Origin of the sequence: Amycolatopsis sp. NPDC059021, assembly GCF_042739895.1 — a bacterium.
Taxonomy (GTDB): domain Bacteria; phylum Actinomycetota; class Actinomycetes; order Mycobacteriales; family Pseudonocardiaceae; genus Amycolatopsis.
This window is the reverse complement of sequence record NZ_JBHYIQ010000016.1, coordinates 69596-85299: the sequence shown is the minus strand read 5'-3', so window position 1 is coordinate 85299 and position 15704 is coordinate 69596. Positions and strand designations below refer to the sequence as shown.

Below are 15704 nucleotides of genomic sequence, written 5' to 3'. Positions count from 1 at the left end.
GGGGGGGGGGGGGGGGCCCCCCCCCCACAAGACACTCGGAGCGAGCCAGGCGAAGACGCGAAGCGTCGAGCAGGGCTCACCCGCTCGCGCAGAACACCGGGGGGCGCCGGATTGGTTCCGGCGCGCGTCCCCGGTGCCCTGCATGCCGCCGAGCACGCGGCGATCGGCCTGCTACCGCTGTTCGCTACGTGCGACCGCTGGGACATCGGCGGGGTTTCTACCGCGTGGCACGGAGACACCGGGGAGGCGACGGTGTTCGTGCACGATGGTCATCCCGGGGGTGCGGGATTCGCCGACCGCGGTTTTGCCGCAATTGTCCCGTGGCTGGCCGCAACGCGGGAGGCGATCGTCTCCTGCGAGTGCCCGACGGGGTGCCCGTCCTGCGTCCAGTCGCCGAAGTGCGGGAACGGCAACGAGCCGCTGGACAAGGCGGGGGCAGTGGCCGTATTGGATGCCGTGCTCGGGGCTTTGCGTCAACACGGGGACCAATGCGGCCACGGTGGTACTTGATACTGCGGAATGCTGCTGCTGTCTGCCGGGGTGGGACCGTCAGGCAGCGGAGGACTCGACCAGCTGCGCGCTCGGCGTGGCCTCGCCGCGCAGGGCGCGAACCAGCACGTCGTGCACCTCGGCGGCGTCCGGCAGCTGCCAGCCGCACACCTCCGGCTTGACCCGCCAGTGCACGACACCGTGCTGGAAGGGCGACGGGGGAAGCGGGATCCAGCTGCCGGCGCCGTGCCACTGGATGGTGGCGCGTGCGGCGAGCTGGCCAGGGACGTGGTCCGCCACGGTGGTGAGGAACAGCCAGCGGCCGTTCGGCATCGCGACGATCGGAGCGGGGTGCCCGAGCGCACGCAGCAGACGTGCGGCCCGCTTGCCCAGCTCGTCGTCCACCTCGATCGCGTCGAGGACGGTGCCGGTGGCCACCAGCAGGCTGTGGGTCCGGTCGGAGAACCAGGTGGCGACCTCGTGGGCATGCGTGCCGATCCGTTCACGCCAGTCGTCGTGAACGGGCACCGGGCGGCGCCAGGTGAGGTCGTCCCCCTCTCCGGTGATCGGGGCCGGGCTCGTCCCGGGCAGCACCGGCCAGCCACGCCAGGCGAGACCGATCGCCTCCGCCCGCAGTTCGATGCGGAAGGCGCCCCGCCAGCTGTCCGGCCAATTCGCGTCCAACATTGCTTTCCTGCCTTCAAGTTCCGGTTCTCGCGCTACCCGGGGCCGTTGGCCGGTGCCGTGGTGGCGCACATCTCACTAAACGGCAACTTGCACTTTGCGGGGAGCCCCCGCGCGACAACCGGTGGTTACCGGGCGATGAACGCCCGGTAGTTCAACCGCCGAGCCGAACCCCCGAAGCCGATCATCGGCCGACGACGACCGGTCTCAGGCCGCTCGTCGCAGCCGGACTCCCGGCGCCCGGGACCCGCCGGACGACCGCGTGGTTGCCGTAGTGCCACCGTTCGGCCCACCCAGCCGCGCCTTTTGACCGCTCGTCGACAGCCAGCGACCGCTGCCCGTGCCGGGCCTCCGCTCAACGGCCGGGCCGACGGATCAGCCCGACGGCTCGGCGGTGACCGGTGGCCGGTCACGGCGGACGGTCGACCGGTCCGGCGCGCGCCCGCGCGGAGGGCGAGGGGAACCAGGCGGCGCGGCCCGCCGCGGACGAATGGACCTCGACGAGGGCATCGCGCCGCTCCCACCGGCAGCTCACCACGACGGCGGACATGTGCTCCGCCACCCATCGCGCGCGCTCGCACGCGCGCGCGGGCCCCTCCGCCGCGTGCGAGGCCGCCGCGAGTGCGCCCAGATCGGCGGCCGCTTCGAGCCGATGCCGGGCCGTCGTCGCCGCGCCGAGGAGGAAGACCAGCGCCGCCACGCTGACGAGGGCGGCGACCGCCACCGCCGTCCATACGGTCGCCACCCCCGCATCGGCGCGGCCGGTCCCGCCGGGCCGGTCAACGACCCGCATGCGCGGCCTCCGTCCCCGGCTCGGCCACCGCGTAGGCCGTCGCGCTGAGGTGGACACCGGGCAGCAGGCCGCCCAGCGCCTCGGCACCGACCTCGACGGTGATGCCGTCGCCCGAACGCCGGACAGCGAGCCGCGCGCCGCCGGGCGCGATCGTGTGGACGGCGGCCTCGGCCTCGTGGGGCTGGCCTCTGGCAAGCAGCCTGGCCGCCTCCCTCGCGGCGTCGGTGCAACGCAGTTGACCGGACAGCGCGCCGATCCCGGCGAAGAGACACGCGAGCACGATGGTCAGCCCGCCGAGGCCGATCGCCGACTCCACGGTGACGTAGCCGCGATCGCCGGCACGCCGGATGCCGGCGTCCATCAGAACGCCACGGTGAGTGCTCGCTGGACGAGACCGCCCAAGAGCGCGAACACCGATTGCCCGGTCAGCAGGCCGTAGAGAACGGCGGCGAACGCGGCCGCCGCGACCGTGCCGATCGCGTACTCGGCCGTGGTGGTTCCGGCGTCGGAACGGCGGAACCGGGAGAAGTAACGCATCAGGGTACCTTTCTGTCCATTGTGGATGGTTAGAGCGCGCCACCGAGCCTGGTGGCGAGGCCGAGCACGACCGGCACCACACCGAGGCAGAAGAACGCGGGCAGGAAACAGAGGCCGACCGGAAGAGCCAGCACGACACCCGCGCGCTCGGCCCGCTCCTCCGCCTCGGCGCCAAGGCCCTCACGGAGCCGTTGGGCCAGCTCGGCGGCGGCCGACGCGAGTGCCGTCCCGGCACGCGCCGTCCGGATCGCGGCGGCGCCGAGCTCGCCCAGACCAGGAGCCGTCCGCACCGCTGCCCAGGCTTCGGCGGGCTCCGCGCCCAGCGCGAGGAGACCTGCCGTGGATCGCAACGCCCCAGCCGATTCCGGCGACGCTGTCCCGGATACGGCCTCCAGCGCGACCGGTACCGGCAGCCCTGTTCGCAGACCCGCCGCGAGCAGATCCAGCGTCGCCGCGGCTCTCAGCCGCTCGGCCACGCTGTCTTCTCGCCCGGCTCGCCGTGGTTCCCTGCGCAGGAGCCACCAGCTCCCCACCGCGACCGCGGCACCGATCCCGAGCCCGGCGGCGCCGTCGAGCAAGACCGCCACCGAGGCTCCGGCCGCCATGGCCGCTGCCGTGTGGAGGACCAGCCGGGTGCGGCTGCGCGGCTGTCCGCCCAGCCTCGCCGCGACCGCTCCCGCCCAGCGACGGCCGCGCGCGTGGCCGGGCCAAAGCGCGAGGGCTCCGGCGAGCAGGACCAGTCCGGCCCCGGTCAAGGACGGGCTCATCGGAACCCCGCCTTGCCGAGCAGGGCACGGCACCACGACGTGCCCGCCCAGATCAGCGCGCTGCCGGCGACCAGGAGGAGCTGGCCCGGCACCGTCGCGGTCAGCACGTGCACGGGATCCGCGCCCATCGACTGGCCGAGCAGTACGCACACCGCGGGAAGCCCGGTGAGCACCGCCGCGCTCGCCCTCGGCCCCGCCATCTTGGCGCGCAACCGCCGCGCGAACGACAGCCCCGCCTCGACGTCCCGGCGTGCCGCGTCGAGCACGACGGCCATCGGCAGGCCGTACTTCCGTGCCAGCGCCCAGACATCGGCCAGTTCGGGCAGCGAAGCCGAGCGCAGCTCGCCGTCGAGCCTGGCAGCGGAAGCCAGTGCGCGAAGTTCACCGGCGAGTTCGGGCACGACGTCGGCGGCTGCTTCCGCGGCCGACACCGGATGCGCGCCTGCGCGGAGCTCCGCGACCATCGTCCGCATGACCGTCGCGGTGCGCTCGCCGGAGACCACGGCGGCGGCACTCCGGCGGCGGTCACGCCACTCCTGGCGAAAAGCCAGGGTGAGCAGACCGGCCGCGACCGCACCGCCGGGCCCGGCCACCGGACCGGCGACGACCGCGAGCAGCAACCACTTCCAGCGGTGCCACATCCGGGGCAGGCGGACGCGACGGGCCCGGGTCCGGCGACGTGCGATCCGCGGCCGCGGCGTACTCGACGGCCAGCACAACGACCCCGCACCCACGAAGATCAGGCTCCACGCGACGGTCATCGTCGCACCGCCCTGCCCGGAAGGCCCGCTTTCGGAAGCAACGCGAGCACGATTTCTTTGGCCACCAAGGAAAACTGGAGGATCAGCAGACTCAGCACGCGATCGCCCCGCCCAGCTCGGAGGGTGCGCCGAGATCGGTGAGCAGCCGGCGATCGGTGGTCCACCGCCCCGCTCGCCACACCGGCAGCACCCTCGCGCGACCGCGGTCGTCACGCAGCACACCGACCTCGGCCAGTCTGCGCCGCCCGCCCGGCCCTCGCCGCATGTGCAGGACCACCCGGATCGCCGCGACCAGCTGGCTGTGCACGGCCTCGCGGCCGAGCCCGCCGAGCGCGGCCAGCGCCTCGACGCGAGCCGGCACCTCGGCCGGGGAGTTGGCATGCAACGTGCAGGCACCACCGTCGTGCCCGGTGTTCAGCGCATTGAGCAGAGAACACACCTCCGCGCCCCGGACCTCACCGACGATCAACCGGTCGGGCCGCATGCGCAGGGCCTGGCGGACCAGCTCGGGCAGGCTCACCTCGCCCGCACCCTCCACATTGGGCGGACGGGCGATGAGGCTGACGAACTGCGGATGCGCGGGCTGCAGCTCGCCCGCGTCCTCGACGCATACGATGCGTTCGCCGGGTGGCACCGCGCCGAGCAACGCGGCCAGCAGCGTCGTCTTGCCCGCGCCGGTGCCGCCGGTGACGAGGAACGCCAGCCGTCGCGAGACGACCCGGCGCAGCAATTCGGCACCCGCCGCGTCGAAGACACCCAATGCCCGCAACGCCTCCAGATCGTGGGTGGCGGGCCGGAGCACCCGCAGCGACAAGCAGGTCCCGTTGACCGCGACCGGCGGGAGGACCGCGTGCATCCGGATCCGCCCGTGCGGCCCGGCGCCCGGCAGCCAGCCGTCCACATAGGGCTGTGCGTCGTCGAGCCTGCGGCCCGCCGTGAGCGCGAGGCGCTGGGCGAGCCTGCGCACCGCCTCCTCGTCGGCGAACCGGATCTCGGTGCGGGCCAGCCCGTCTGTCCCGTCGGCCCACACCTCGTCCGGCGCTGTCACGAGGACGTCGGTCGTCGCGGGATCCTCCAGCAGCGGAGCGAGCGGGCCCGCGCCGACGAACTCGTCGCGAGCGAGCCGGACCGCGTCGAGCACGGCGTCATGCCCCAGCGCGCCACCCGCCTCGGCCCGCACCGCTTGGGCCACCGCCACCGGATCGGCCGCCCGGTGGTCGCCCGCGAGCCGATGGCGTACGCGGTCGACGAACTCGGTGCTCATCGTGGCGCCACCCCGCCTTCGCGCCGTGCCGCCGTCAGCACGATTTCCGCCGTCTTGGCCAGCGGACCCCGGTTCTTCAGCCGGAATTCGCCGTTCTCCACGGTGACCGCGAGGCCGCGTTCCGGCGCCATGAACGCCAGCAGGGGCGGCCCCAGCAGCGCCGCCGTCTCCTGCGCGGTGAACCCGACCGGCGACCGTCCACACGCGACGATCCCGATCCGGTCGGTGTACGCGGCGAGCCTGCGCATGACCTGTTTCGCCGCCATGCAAGCGCGGGATTCCACCGGGACGACAAGCACCACGAGATCGGCGTCGGCCACCACAGCCGCCTCCTCCGCACCGAAGCCTCGAGGGAGGTCGCAGACGACCGCGCGACCGGCGCGCCTTCCGGCGGCGACTACTGCGGAGAGCGCCTCAGCCGTCGGCCCCGGCCCGTCCCGCCCGCACGAGAGCACCGGGAGACCACGCCCGCCGTGCCGGTGCTGGGGCAGGTCGCCGAGCAGCGCCGGCAACGACACCCGGCCGGTCAGCCGGACCTCCGGCCAGCGTCTGCCTTCCGCCTTTTCCAGGCCGAGCAGCAGATCCACGCCACCGCCGAGCGGATCGCAGTCGATGAGCAGCCCACCGCCCGGATCCTCGTCCGCCGCCAGCGCGACCGCCCCGGCGAGTACCGAAGCGCCCGCGCCACCGCTGCCGCCGATGACACCGATCACCCGCCCCGCCCGCTCGGCGGGTCCATCGAGGACATCGGCGAACTCCTCGGCGAGCGCCGATTCCTCGTCGGGCAGCGCGATGATCCGATCCGCCCCGGAGTTGTAGGCATGCCGCCACACGTCGCCCTCCGGTGCGCCCTTGCTGATCAAGACGACGCCCCCGCGGCGAGGAAGATCCGGGCCCGCGCGGACGGCGGCCTGGTCGAGGACGACCAGTGGCGCGCGGGCCCAGCGCACCCGGGCGGCCGCCAGATCCGGCGCGCATTCCGGTTCGCAGCCGGCGACCGCGGCGACGCGCAGTATTTCTTCGAGCACGGTCTCGTCCGTCGCGACGACGAGCGGGCGTACCTCGGTCATGCGTTCCTCCCCCTGAAATCGAGCTGGATGCCGAACCGTGTCCGGCCGGGTGGCCGAGCCGGGACGCGGCCGGAGTTCCACCGTCGCCCCGGACGCGGGCGGCGCACAACACCGCCGACCCTCTCCTGTGGACAACGGGGGTGTTGTGGACAACCGGGCCCGCAACGGGCTTTCGCGCCGTGTTTTGTCGGCGTTCTGTGGCAGGATGCGCACCGCCCGTGCGCGACGGCGTCCGGCGGACGGCGCGCCGAGGCTCGCCTTGTCGAAAATTCCCTTGCCGGACAAGAAAAGAGGGCGGCCCCTGCCAGGGGGGAGGGACAGGGGCCGCGGGGTTCAGCCCCGGGGGGTCGGACTGAACCGGCCCGGTTCCGGACCGGGCTTTCTCACTGTAACTCGGCCGTCAGCCGGATGGCGCATTCAGCCGCACCCACAATTCGATAACGGCGCGGTGTCCCGAAAGCCCCGCGCAGGCATCAATTTTCCGGCAACACACCGCCGGTGTTGTCGATCAACGCGGGCCCGCCGGCGGGACTCTCCTATCCTGGCAAGGTGCCCGAACCCAGCAGCAGCGCACCGACGCCTGCCACCCCAACGGAAAACGCCGTCGCCGCGTTCTTCGATCTGGACAAGACGATCATCGCCTCGTCGAGTGCGTTGGCGTTCAGCAAACCATTACTCAGGGAGGGATTGATCAATCGTCGCGCCGCGTTGCGGAGTGCCTACGCGCAGCTCGTGTTCTCGCTGGCAGGCGCCGACGAGGACAAGACCGAGCGCATGCGCGCGGAGGTCTCGGCGCTCTGCGCGGGCTGGGACGTCGCCCAGGTGTCGGCGATCGTCCGCGAGACCCTGCACGACGTCGTCGACCCGCTCGTCTACGTCGAGGCGACGGAGCTGATCGCCAAGCACCGCGCGGACGGCCACGATGTCATCGTGCTTTCGGCGACCGGCGAGGAAGTCGTCGCACCGGTCGCCGAAATGCTCGGCGCGACCCGGAGTGTCGCCACGCGGATGCAGATCGTCGACGGCTGCTACTCCGGCGAAGTCGACTTCTACTGCTACGGCGAGAACAAAGCCGTCGCCGCGAAGCAGCTCGCGACAACCTATGGATACAACCTCGCCGAATGCTTCGCGTACACCGACTCGAGCACGGACATCCCATTGCTCGAAGTCGTCGGCCATCCCTACGCCGTCAATCCCGACAAGCTGCTGCGCCGCGAGGCGGCCGAGCGGGACTGGCCGGTGCTCACCTTCGAACGGCCGATGTCGCTGCGAAGCCGGATCCCGTCCCGGTCCGCGGGGCTCGTCGCGCTGGGAGTCGGTGTCGGCGCTGTGGCTGCCGGAGCGACCTGGTACGGGCTCAGCCGTCGCCGACGGTCCAAGTGACCGACCGGTAACACCCACACGGCGGCTGGGGTTCTGGCTTTTCCAGGCCCAGCCCCGAATTGTCCGTCGCCGAGCGTGCCGGTGTCACCAGATCGAGCCTCTGTACCGGTGCACCCATACGCGCACTTGAAGTGACCGCCCGCACGGCGTAGAAAGTAGGTGCGGACGTTTGGTCGGCCAGGGAGCAGGTAGAAGAGAAGCCTGTTCCACCCCGGCAAATCTCCGTGCGCGGACTCCGGGTACCCACGCGCAGCGCGCCGCGGGAGGCTCGTCGTCTAGGGACTGCGTAGTGGGACGCCACACGCCGAGTCCATGTAGGTACGACCAGAGTTGCACGCTTGGTCGCCCGAGTAGCCCGCGCGAGAGGGACCGTGTTCGTAGGTCTTCGACCTACTCCCACGGTCCCTTTTCATATGTGGGGGCCGAGCCCCCACACCCCCACGGTGCGGTCGGTCGCCGACCCAGCGTGGTGACCTTCCTGGGGTCAGGAACTCCGCCTGCCCAACGTGGTCACTTTTCTCCGCCTGCCCGGTGTGGTCGCCTTCCTGGGGCAGGATTTGCTCTGAGGACGGCCTGTTCCTGGGGTGGCTTGCTGGGGTGGCTTGCTGTGGTGGTGGTGCGAGTGGACCGTTCGGGGCTGTTATGGCATCGAGGCTTCCGTTCGTGCGCATGGCTGATGGACAACCTCCGGCTCGGTGGGTAGCTTCCCGATTACTGGCGCACCTGGGTGAATTTTTCCGCCTGGCGTGCCCGAACACTGGGAGGCTCGTAGTGAAGACCCGCACCGTGCACAACCGTTTCCGGAGGCTGCATGCACTCGCCCTGCCCCTCGCGGGCGTCCTCGCCTTCGGTGTCGCGGGCACGGCGACGGCAGCGCCGCAGGTGAGCGCCGACGCGCAGGCGACGGCGGCCGCCCGGCAGACGCTGCGCGGGATGAGCCTCGCGGAGAAGGTGGGGCAGTTGTTCGTCACGTGGGTGAACGGGAAGACCGCCGACGAGGTCAACCCGCAGAACCGGATCGACTTCGGCGTCGACACCCCCGCGCAGGTCGTGCAGCGGTACCACCTCGGCGGCGTCATCTACTTCAACAACGAGTCGCACGACAACTTCGACGACCCCGTCCAGGTCGCGAAGCTGTCCAACGGCGTGCAGTGGGCGGCGTTGAGCAGTGGCGCCCACATCCCGCTGCAGGTCGGGACCGATCAAGAGGGTGGCACGGTCACCCGGATGGGGTCCCCCGCGACGGAATTCCCGAACGCGATGGCCATCTCGGCCGGGCGCAGCACGGACCGGGCCACCGCCGCCGCGACGATTCTCGGCCACGAGCTGCGGGCGGTCGGCATCAACCAGGATTACGCCCCGGACGCCGACGTCAACTCGAACCCGGCGAACCCGGTCATCGGCGTGCGCTCCTTCTCCGGGCGGCCGGACCTGGCGAGCCAGTACGTCGCGGCCGAAGTGAAGGGTTTTCAGGATTCCGGCTGGCCCACGGAGACGGTTTCCTCGACCGCGAAGCACTTCCCCGGTCACGGCGACGCGGCCACGGACAGCCATCACAGCCTGCCCCGGATCGACCGCACCGAACAGCAGTGGCGCGAGACCGACGTACCGCCGTTCAAGGCCGCGATCAAGGCCGGCATCGATTCGATCATGAGCGCGCACATCCAGTTCCCGAGCCTCGACCCGTCCGGCGAACCCGCGACGCTCTCGAAGCCGATCCTCACCGGCAAACTCCGTGACGAACTCGGCTACCAGGGTGTCGTCATCACCGACTCGCTGATGATGGACGGGGTCCGCGAACGGCACAGCGACGCCGAGATCCCGGTGCTGGCGTTGAAGGCGGGCGTCGACCAGCTGCTCATGCCCGCGAACCTCGACCTCGCGATCAACTCGGTCCTGACCGCGGTCCGCTCCGGAGAGCTCACCGAGCAGCGCATCGACGAGAGCGTCCTGCGCGTCCTGAAGCTGAAGTTCAAGCGCGGCATCATGTTCTCGCCGTTCGTGAACCCGGCGAAGGTCACCTCGCGGGTCGGCACGCCGGAGCACCTGGCGACCGCGCAGGACATCGCCGACCGGTCGATCACCGCGATCGCCAACGACGCGGGAGTGCTGCCGCTGAAGCAGAAGCCGTCGACGGCGCTGATCACCGGCTGGGGCGAGAGCACCGGGAAGACCCTCGCGACGAGGTTCACCGCGCACGGCACCAAGGCCACCGCGCTGCCCACCGGCCAGACGCCGACCGCGGACCAGATCGCGCAGGCGGCCGCGGCGGCGAAGAACGTCGACGTGGTCGTCGTCCTCACCAACAACCTCGGCGGATTCCCCTTGCAGGGCAACCTGTTGCAGGCACTGGCGGCTACCGGGAAACCGGTCGTCGCGGTGGCTTCGCAGATCCCGTACGACGCCGGATACGCGAACCCGATCCCGACGTGGCTGGCAACGTACGGCTACATCACTCCCTCGCTGGAGGCGTTGACGAAGGTCGTCCTCGGCGAGACGAAGCCGGGCGGGAAGCTGCCCGTCGACATCCCGGCGGGCGCCGACGTGCACACCGTGAAGTATCCGTTCGGGCATGGGCTGACCTGGTGAACCTGAACCGGCGTCACTTCCTCGCCACCGGCGCGCTCGCCGTTCCCGCGCTGGCGACGTCGTCGGCGAGCGCGGCGGAAAACGGGAGCAAAGGTCCCTTGCTCGCGGCCGAGCCCGAGGCCGGAAGCGAAAGCAAAGGTCCCTTGCTCCGCACCGGCGCGGAGGTACTGGCCGCGCAGGGCTGGCGGCGGCTGGCCGGACGGCGGGTCGGCGTGCTGTCCAATCCGACCGGGGTGCTGGCGGGCGGCGAGCACATCGTCGACTCGATGGTCGCCGCCGGGATCCGGCCGGTGGCCGCGTTCGGGCCCGAGCACGGGTTCCGCGGCAGCGCGCAGGCGGGTGGCTCCGAGGGCGACTACACCGATCCCCGCACGGGAATACCGGTGTACGACGCGTACGGTGTCGACGCCACGAAGCTCGCCGGGATGTTCACCAAGGCGGGCGTGGACACCGTGGTGTTCGACATCGCGGACGTCGGCGCGCGCTTCTACACCTACATCTGGTCGCTCTACACCGCGCAGGTCGCCGCCGCCCGTACCGGCGCCGCGCTCCTCGTGCTGGATCGGCCAAACCCCTTGGGGGGCAAGGTTTCCGGCCCAGTGCTCGACCCGAAGTTCGCCTCCGGCGTCGGCCGGAAGCCGATCGCTCAGCAACACGGGATGACGGTCGGCGAACTCGCCCGGTTCTTCGCCGCGGAGTTCCTGCCCGGCGAAGGCGTCAAACCGGGCCAACTCGACGTCGTCGAGGTCCGCGGCTGGCGACGCGACACGGTGTTCGCGCGGACCGGCCTGGGCTGGGTGCCGCCGAGCCCCAACATGCCGACCCCGGACACCGCGCTCGTCTACCCCGGCACCGGGATGTTCGAGGGCACGGTGTTCTCCGAGGGCCGGGGCACGACAAGGCCGTTCGAAATCCTCGGCGCACCGGGACTCGACTGGCGCTGGCGGGAGAAGCTGGCTTCGCTGGGGCTGCCCGGTGTCCGCTTCCGGGAGACGTACTTCGTCCCGACTTTCGGGAAATTCGTCAATCAGACGTGCGGCGGAGTGCAGCTGACCGTCACCGACCCGCGCGAGTTCGACGCGATCCGCACGGCGGTGGCCATGTTCGTCACCGCGAGGGCACTGCATCCCGACAAGTTCGGCTGGCGGCCCGATCACTACATCGATCTGCTGTCCGGTTCGGACCGTTTGCGGACCATGGTCGACGCCGGCGCCGGTGCCGACGAGATCACCGCGTCCTGGCGAGCCGAGCTGGCCGAGTTCGACCGCAAGCGACGGCGTCACCTGCTCTACCGCTGAGGGGGACCGAGATGCGTGCTAGGAAGTTCGTGATCGTGGCCGCTTGTGTGCTGGTCATGGCAACAACGTCGAGTACAGCGGGAGCGAACGCCATCACCGGACACGAGGGGCCGGCCACCGGCCGGTTCGACCGTCCCCAGCACGGATTCGCGCCCCCGTGGACGACCCTGCGGGCGGGCGCCCCAGTCGACGTCGGCCTCGACCCGGCGCCGATCAAGGCGGCCGAGCAGTTCGTGGCGAGCTGGACGAAGCCCGACACGTCCGGGCATCCGCACTTCTCCGGAGCGGTGGGACTTCTCGCGCACGACGGCGTCGTCGTGGACAAGTACGCCGTGGGCGGCGCGCTGCGCTACGCCGACGCGAAAGGCACGGAGCTACCGCCCGATCAGCAGGTCCCGATGCGAAACGACACGATCTTCGACATGGCGTCGATCTCGAAGCTGTTCACGTCGATCGCCGTGCTGCAGCTCGTGGAACAGCACGAGGTCGCGCTGGACGCCCCGGTGGCGCGTTACCTGCCCGAATTCGCCGTCAACGGCAAGGAATCGGTCACCGTCCAGCAGCTGCTCACCCACACCTCGGGGTTCGACGCGGACCCCGAGCCACCGCTGTGGTCGGGGTACCCGGACATCCCGTCGCGCCGCAAGGCCGTGCTGGACAGCAAGCTGAAGAACCCGCCGGGCACCGCCTACCTCTACTCCGACATCAATCTGATGACGCTCGGTTTCCTCGTCGAGAAGCTGACCGGCGCGAGCCTCGACCAGGTGGTTCGGGACCGGATCACCGAGCCGCTCGGCATGAGCGACACCGGGTACAACCCGCCCGCGGCGAAACTGGGCCGGATCGCGGCGACCGAGTACGAGTCGACTCCGCCTCGCGGCCTCGTCCGCGGCCAGGTCCACGACGAGAACGCGTGGTCACTCGGCGGTGTCTCCGGGCACGCCGGCGTGTTCTCCACCGCCGGTGACATGGCCGTGCTGTGCCAGGCAATCCTCAACGGCGGTAGCTACCGGGGGCACCGGATCCTGCGCCAGGACACCGTCAAGGCGATGCTGACCAACTACAACCGGCAATTCCCTGACGACGCGCACGGGCTGGGTTTCGAACTCGACCAGCCCTGGTACATGGGCGCGCTGTCATCACCGGTCACCGCGGGTCACACCGGCTACACCGGGACGACGCTCGTGATCGACCCGGAATCCCGCTCGTTCGCGCTGCTGCTGACCAACCGCGTCCACCCGACACGGAACTGGGGCACGATCAACCCGGCGCGTCAGGTCTGGGCGACGTCCCTGGCGAAGGCGATGGCCGTCCGCCCGGTAGCGGGCCGTGACGCCTGGTACAGCGACATCGGAAACTCCAGTACTGCCACGCTGACCAGCCCCGTCCTGGACACCCGTGGTGGGCCGGTACGGGCGACGTTCGACGCGTTCGTCGACACCGAGGGCCCTGGCGATCCGCTCGCGCTGGAAGCGAGCACGGACGGCGTGACGTGGCAGCCGGTCTCGGTGCGCGCGGCCGGCCCCGGCGCGCCGGACGGTGACGTTCCGGCACTGTCCGGACACGGTCACCGCGCGTGGTGGCGGGTGAGCGCGGATCTGCCCCGGGGCACCCGTCTGACCGTCCGCTGGCGTTACGCGACGGACGCGAATTACACCGGACGCGGCGTTTCCGTCGATGGTGTGAAAGTCACTGAACGAGGCCGCGTACTTCTTGACGGTGAGCGGAATCCGGCCGCGTTCTCCGCTTCGGGGTGGCAGTTGAGCGCTCGGTGACCGATCGGTCGCCGAGCGCCGAGCAAACCAGCCCGTTTACCGGGAATTTGCCGCTTGCACCGCGACACTAAGTTGCCAAGTCGTTAGCTGGAGCTCGTTAACAAGGTCGACCTGGTTAGCGACTTTCTGGTCAACGATTAATCGTAATTGCATCCGCAGAAGCGGGTGGGGTTGCGATCCTGCCGAAGGGTGTGGGTAGCCTTGTCGCAAATGCCAACGGTTAGTAAATTTCCTACGGTCGGTGATGCCGAATCCGTAATCGTGGCAGCACCGTCCGACGTCGCCCCGGTTCAGGTGACCGCGCGCGACGCGGACGCCAGCCCGCTGGTGCGGATCCGGTCGCTGCTCCCTGGGCTCGCCAGAGCCGAGCAGCGCGTCGCGAAGGTCGTGCTCGACGACCCCGCCGCCGTCGCGCGACGCAGCATCACCGAGGTCGCCCTGGCGGCCAGCACCAGTGAAACCACCGTCACCCGGTTCTGCAAAGCGGTCGGGGTCGGCGGTTACCCTCAGTTAAGGATCGCGCTGGCCGCGGACACCGCGCGCACCGAGGCCCGCACCACTCGTAACCTCGGCGGGGAGATCGGCCCGAACGACGACCTCGCCGCGGTGATCGGCAAGGTCAGCTTCGCCGACGCGCGGGCCGTGGAGGAGACCGCGGACCAGCTCGAGGTGGCCACGCTGCAGCAGGTCATCGATCTGGTGGCCGGGGCGAACCGCGTCGACGTCTACGGCGTGGGCGCGAGCGCGTTCGTCGCCGCCGATCTCCAGCAGAAGCTGCACCGCATCGGCCGGGTCAGCTTCGCCTGGTCCGACACGCACATCATGCTCACCTCCGCCGCCGTGCTCACGCCCGGCGACGTCGCGGTGGGTATCTCGCACACCGGCGCGACCACCGACACGGTCGAGGCGCTGCGGGTGGCCCGTGAGCACGGCGCGATCACGGTCGCGGTGACCAACTTCCCGCGGTCCCCGATCACCGAGGTCGCCGACCACGTGCTCACCACGGCCGCGCGCGAGACCACGTTCCGGTCCGGCGCCACGGCGAGCAGGATCGCGCAGCTCACCGTCATCGACTGCCTGTTCATCGGTGTCGCGCAGCGGCACATGGAAGCCTCGGTCAGCGCGTTGGACGCGACCAGGGACGCGGTTGGCTCGCACCGGCTCGGGGTACGCCCCGACGGACGGCGCCGCCCGCGGGAAACCGGCAAATGAGCGTACAGCGCTCTGAAAAAAGAGTGAGGCGCATGATGACCGTCCCACGTCAGGTGGTGCACGTCGATTCGCCAACGGAAAAGCGCAATCCCCGTACCACCGACATCGACCTGATGCCCACCATGGCGATCCTCGGCGCGATCAACGCCGAGGACCGCCGGGTGCCCGACGCGGTCGCGGCGGTTCTGCCGCAACTGGCCCGCGCGGTGGACTACGCCGTGGAAGCGCTGCGTTCCGGGCACCGAGTGCACTACGTCGGTGCGGGTACGTCCGGCAGGCTGGCCACGCTCGACGCGGCCGAGCTGGTGCCGACGTTCAACGTGCCGGAGGACTGGTTCATCGCGCACCACGCCGGCGGGCCGCGGGCGCTGCGGCACGCCGTCGAGAACGCCGAAGACGACAAAGAGACCGGCGCGGCCGAGTTGTCCGAAGCGGTCGAGCCCGGGGACTTCGTGCTCGGCCTGACGGCGTCGGGCCGGACGCCGTATGTGCTCGGCGCGCTGGAGGCGTCGAACCGCAAGGGCGCGCACACTGCGCTCGTGTCAGGGAATCCCGCCGCCGCGATCCCGGCGGGCGTGGACGTGCTCATCGCCGTCGACACCGGTCCGGAGGTCATCGCCGGTTCGACGCGGATGAAGGCGGGGACGGCGCAGAAGATCATCCTGACCGCCTTCTCCACCGCGACGATGATCAAACTCGGCCGCACGTATTCGAACCTGATGGTCAGCGTGCGGGCGACCAACGCGAAGCTGCGCGGCCGGACGATCCGGATCCTGCAGGAAGCCACCGGCATGACCATGGCGGACTGTTCGGACGCGCTGACCGAGTCGGGCGGGGACCTGAAGACCGCACTCGTGCACTTGCTGTCCGGGCAGGACGTCCGCGCTTCGGCCGAGGCGCTGGAGGCCTCCGGCGGGCACGTCCGCAAGGCACTGGACCGGTTGCGGGTGCGGGCGAGCTAGCCCGGCGTATTGCGGTTCAGCTTTTCATCTGCCTAACCTCTCAGGTATCGCGTGACGAGAGGTGAGGTGGCGATGACCGCGGTACCCACCACCGGAGGCGACGAGACTTCCCTTTCGCGG

Annotated in this window: 15 protein-coding genes; 7 read left to right on the top strand and 8 right to left on the bottom strand. The window is 70.7% G+C overall.

The window, feature by feature from the left end; translation table 11 throughout:
• Nucleotides 1-510 (top strand): Zn-binding domain-containing protein (locus tag ACFWX1_RS12595; RefSeq protein WP_378386664.1); only part of this gene is annotated, 510 nt, incomplete at its 5' end.
• Between the two features lie 39 nt (nucleotides 511-549).
• Here the strand turns inward: ACFWX1_RS12595 and ACFWX1_RS12590 are convergent.
• The 8 genes from ACFWX1_RS12590 to ssd all read right to left on the bottom strand — a co-directional run bounded on the left by ACFWX1_RS12590 (nucleotide 550) and on the right by ssd (nucleotide 6365).
• Nucleotides 550-1176, bottom strand: coding sequence for a bifunctional DNA primase/polymerase (locus ACFWX1_RS12590; protein WP_378386662.1), 627 nt, complete (start codon nucleotides 1174-1176; stop codon nucleotides 550-552).
• Between the two features lie 406 nt (nucleotides 1177-1582).
• Nucleotides 1583-1966 carry an Rv3654c family TadE-like protein gene (locus ACFWX1_RS12585; RefSeq protein WP_378386660.1) on the bottom strand — a complete coding sequence of 128 codons (384 nt, stop codon included), beginning with the start codon at nucleotides 1964-1966 and terminating at the stop codon, nucleotides 1583-1585.
• Nucleotides 1953-2327 (bottom strand): TadE family type IV pilus minor pilin, encoded by a 375-nt coding sequence (locus ACFWX1_RS12580; protein WP_378386658.1) that lies wholly within the window; start codon nucleotides 2325-2327, stop codon nucleotides 1953-1955. Before ACFWX1_RS12580 ends, ACFWX1_RS12585 begins: the two co-directional genes overlap by 14 nt.
• Entirely contained in the window at nucleotides 2327-2503 is a 177-nt protein-coding gene (locus ACFWX1_RS12575) for a DUF4244 domain-containing protein (protein WP_378386656.1), read from the bottom strand. The genes ACFWX1_RS12580 and ACFWX1_RS12575 overlap by 1 nt, the downstream gene beginning before the upstream one ends.
• A gap of 29 nt (nucleotides 2504-2532) precedes the next feature.
• Nucleotides 2533-3270 (bottom strand): type II secretion system F family protein, encoded by a 738-nt coding sequence (locus tag ACFWX1_RS12570; RefSeq protein ID WP_378386654.1) that lies wholly within the window; start codon nucleotides 3268-3270, stop codon nucleotides 2533-2535.
• Nucleotides 3267-4031: a type II secretion system F family protein gene (locus ACFWX1_RS12565; protein ID WP_378386652.1), complete on the bottom strand. Its 765-nt coding sequence runs from the start codon at nucleotides 4029-4031 to the stop codon at nucleotides 3267-3269. The genes ACFWX1_RS12570 and ACFWX1_RS12565 overlap by 4 nt, the downstream gene beginning before the upstream one ends.
• A gap of 91 nt (nucleotides 4032-4122) precedes the next feature.
• Entirely contained in the window at nucleotides 4123-5295 is a 1173-nt protein-coding gene (locus ACFWX1_RS12560) for a TadA family conjugal transfer-associated ATPase (RefSeq protein ID WP_378386650.1), read from the bottom strand.
• Nucleotides 5292-6365 carry a septum site-determining protein Ssd gene (gene ssd / locus ACFWX1_RS12555; protein ID WP_378386648.1) on the bottom strand — a complete coding sequence of 358 codons (1074 nt, stop codon included), beginning with the start codon at nucleotides 6363-6365 and terminating at the stop codon, nucleotides 5292-5294. Before ssd ends, ACFWX1_RS12560 begins: the two co-directional genes overlap by 4 nt.
• 549 nt (nucleotides 6366-6914) lie before the next feature.
• Here ssd and ACFWX1_RS12550 point away from each other — a divergent pair.
• The 6 genes from ACFWX1_RS12550 to ACFWX1_RS12525 all read left to right on the top strand — a co-directional run bounded on the left by ACFWX1_RS12550 (nucleotide 6915) and on the right by ACFWX1_RS12525 (nucleotide 15584).
• Nucleotides 6915-7748 (top strand): HAD family hydrolase, encoded by an 834-nt coding sequence (locus tag ACFWX1_RS12550; RefSeq protein ID WP_378386646.1) that lies wholly within the window; start codon nucleotides 6915-6917, stop codon nucleotides 7746-7748.
• 771 nt (nucleotides 7749-8519) lie between these two features.
• Nucleotides 8520-10337, top strand: coding sequence for a glycoside hydrolase family 3 protein (locus ACFWX1_RS12545; protein WP_378386645.1), 1818 nt, complete (start codon nucleotides 8520-8522; stop codon nucleotides 10335-10337).
• Nucleotides 10334-11635, top strand: coding sequence for an exo-beta-N-acetylmuramidase NamZ domain-containing protein (locus tag ACFWX1_RS12540; protein ID WP_378386644.1), 1302 nt, complete (start codon nucleotides 10334-10336; stop codon nucleotides 11633-11635). Before ACFWX1_RS12545 ends, ACFWX1_RS12540 begins: the two co-directional genes overlap by 4 nt.
• 11 nt (nucleotides 11636-11646) lie before the next feature.
• Nucleotides 11647-13410 carry a serine hydrolase gene (locus tag ACFWX1_RS12535; RefSeq protein ID WP_378386643.1) on the top strand — a complete coding sequence of 588 codons (1764 nt, stop codon included), beginning with the start codon at nucleotides 11647-11649 and terminating at the stop codon, nucleotides 13408-13410.
• 210 nt (nucleotides 13411-13620) lie between these two features.
• Nucleotides 13621-14622 (top strand): MurR/RpiR family transcriptional regulator, encoded by a 1002-nt coding sequence (locus tag ACFWX1_RS12530; protein ID WP_378386641.1) that lies wholly within the window; start codon nucleotides 13621-13623, stop codon nucleotides 14620-14622.
• Nucleotides 14623-14654: 32 nt separating this feature from the next.
• Nucleotides 14655-15584: an N-acetylmuramic acid 6-phosphate etherase gene (locus tag ACFWX1_RS12525; RefSeq protein WP_378386639.1), complete on the top strand. Its 930-nt coding sequence runs from the start codon at nucleotides 14655-14657 to the stop codon at nucleotides 15582-15584.
• Nucleotides 15585-15704: the final 120 nt, after the last annotated feature.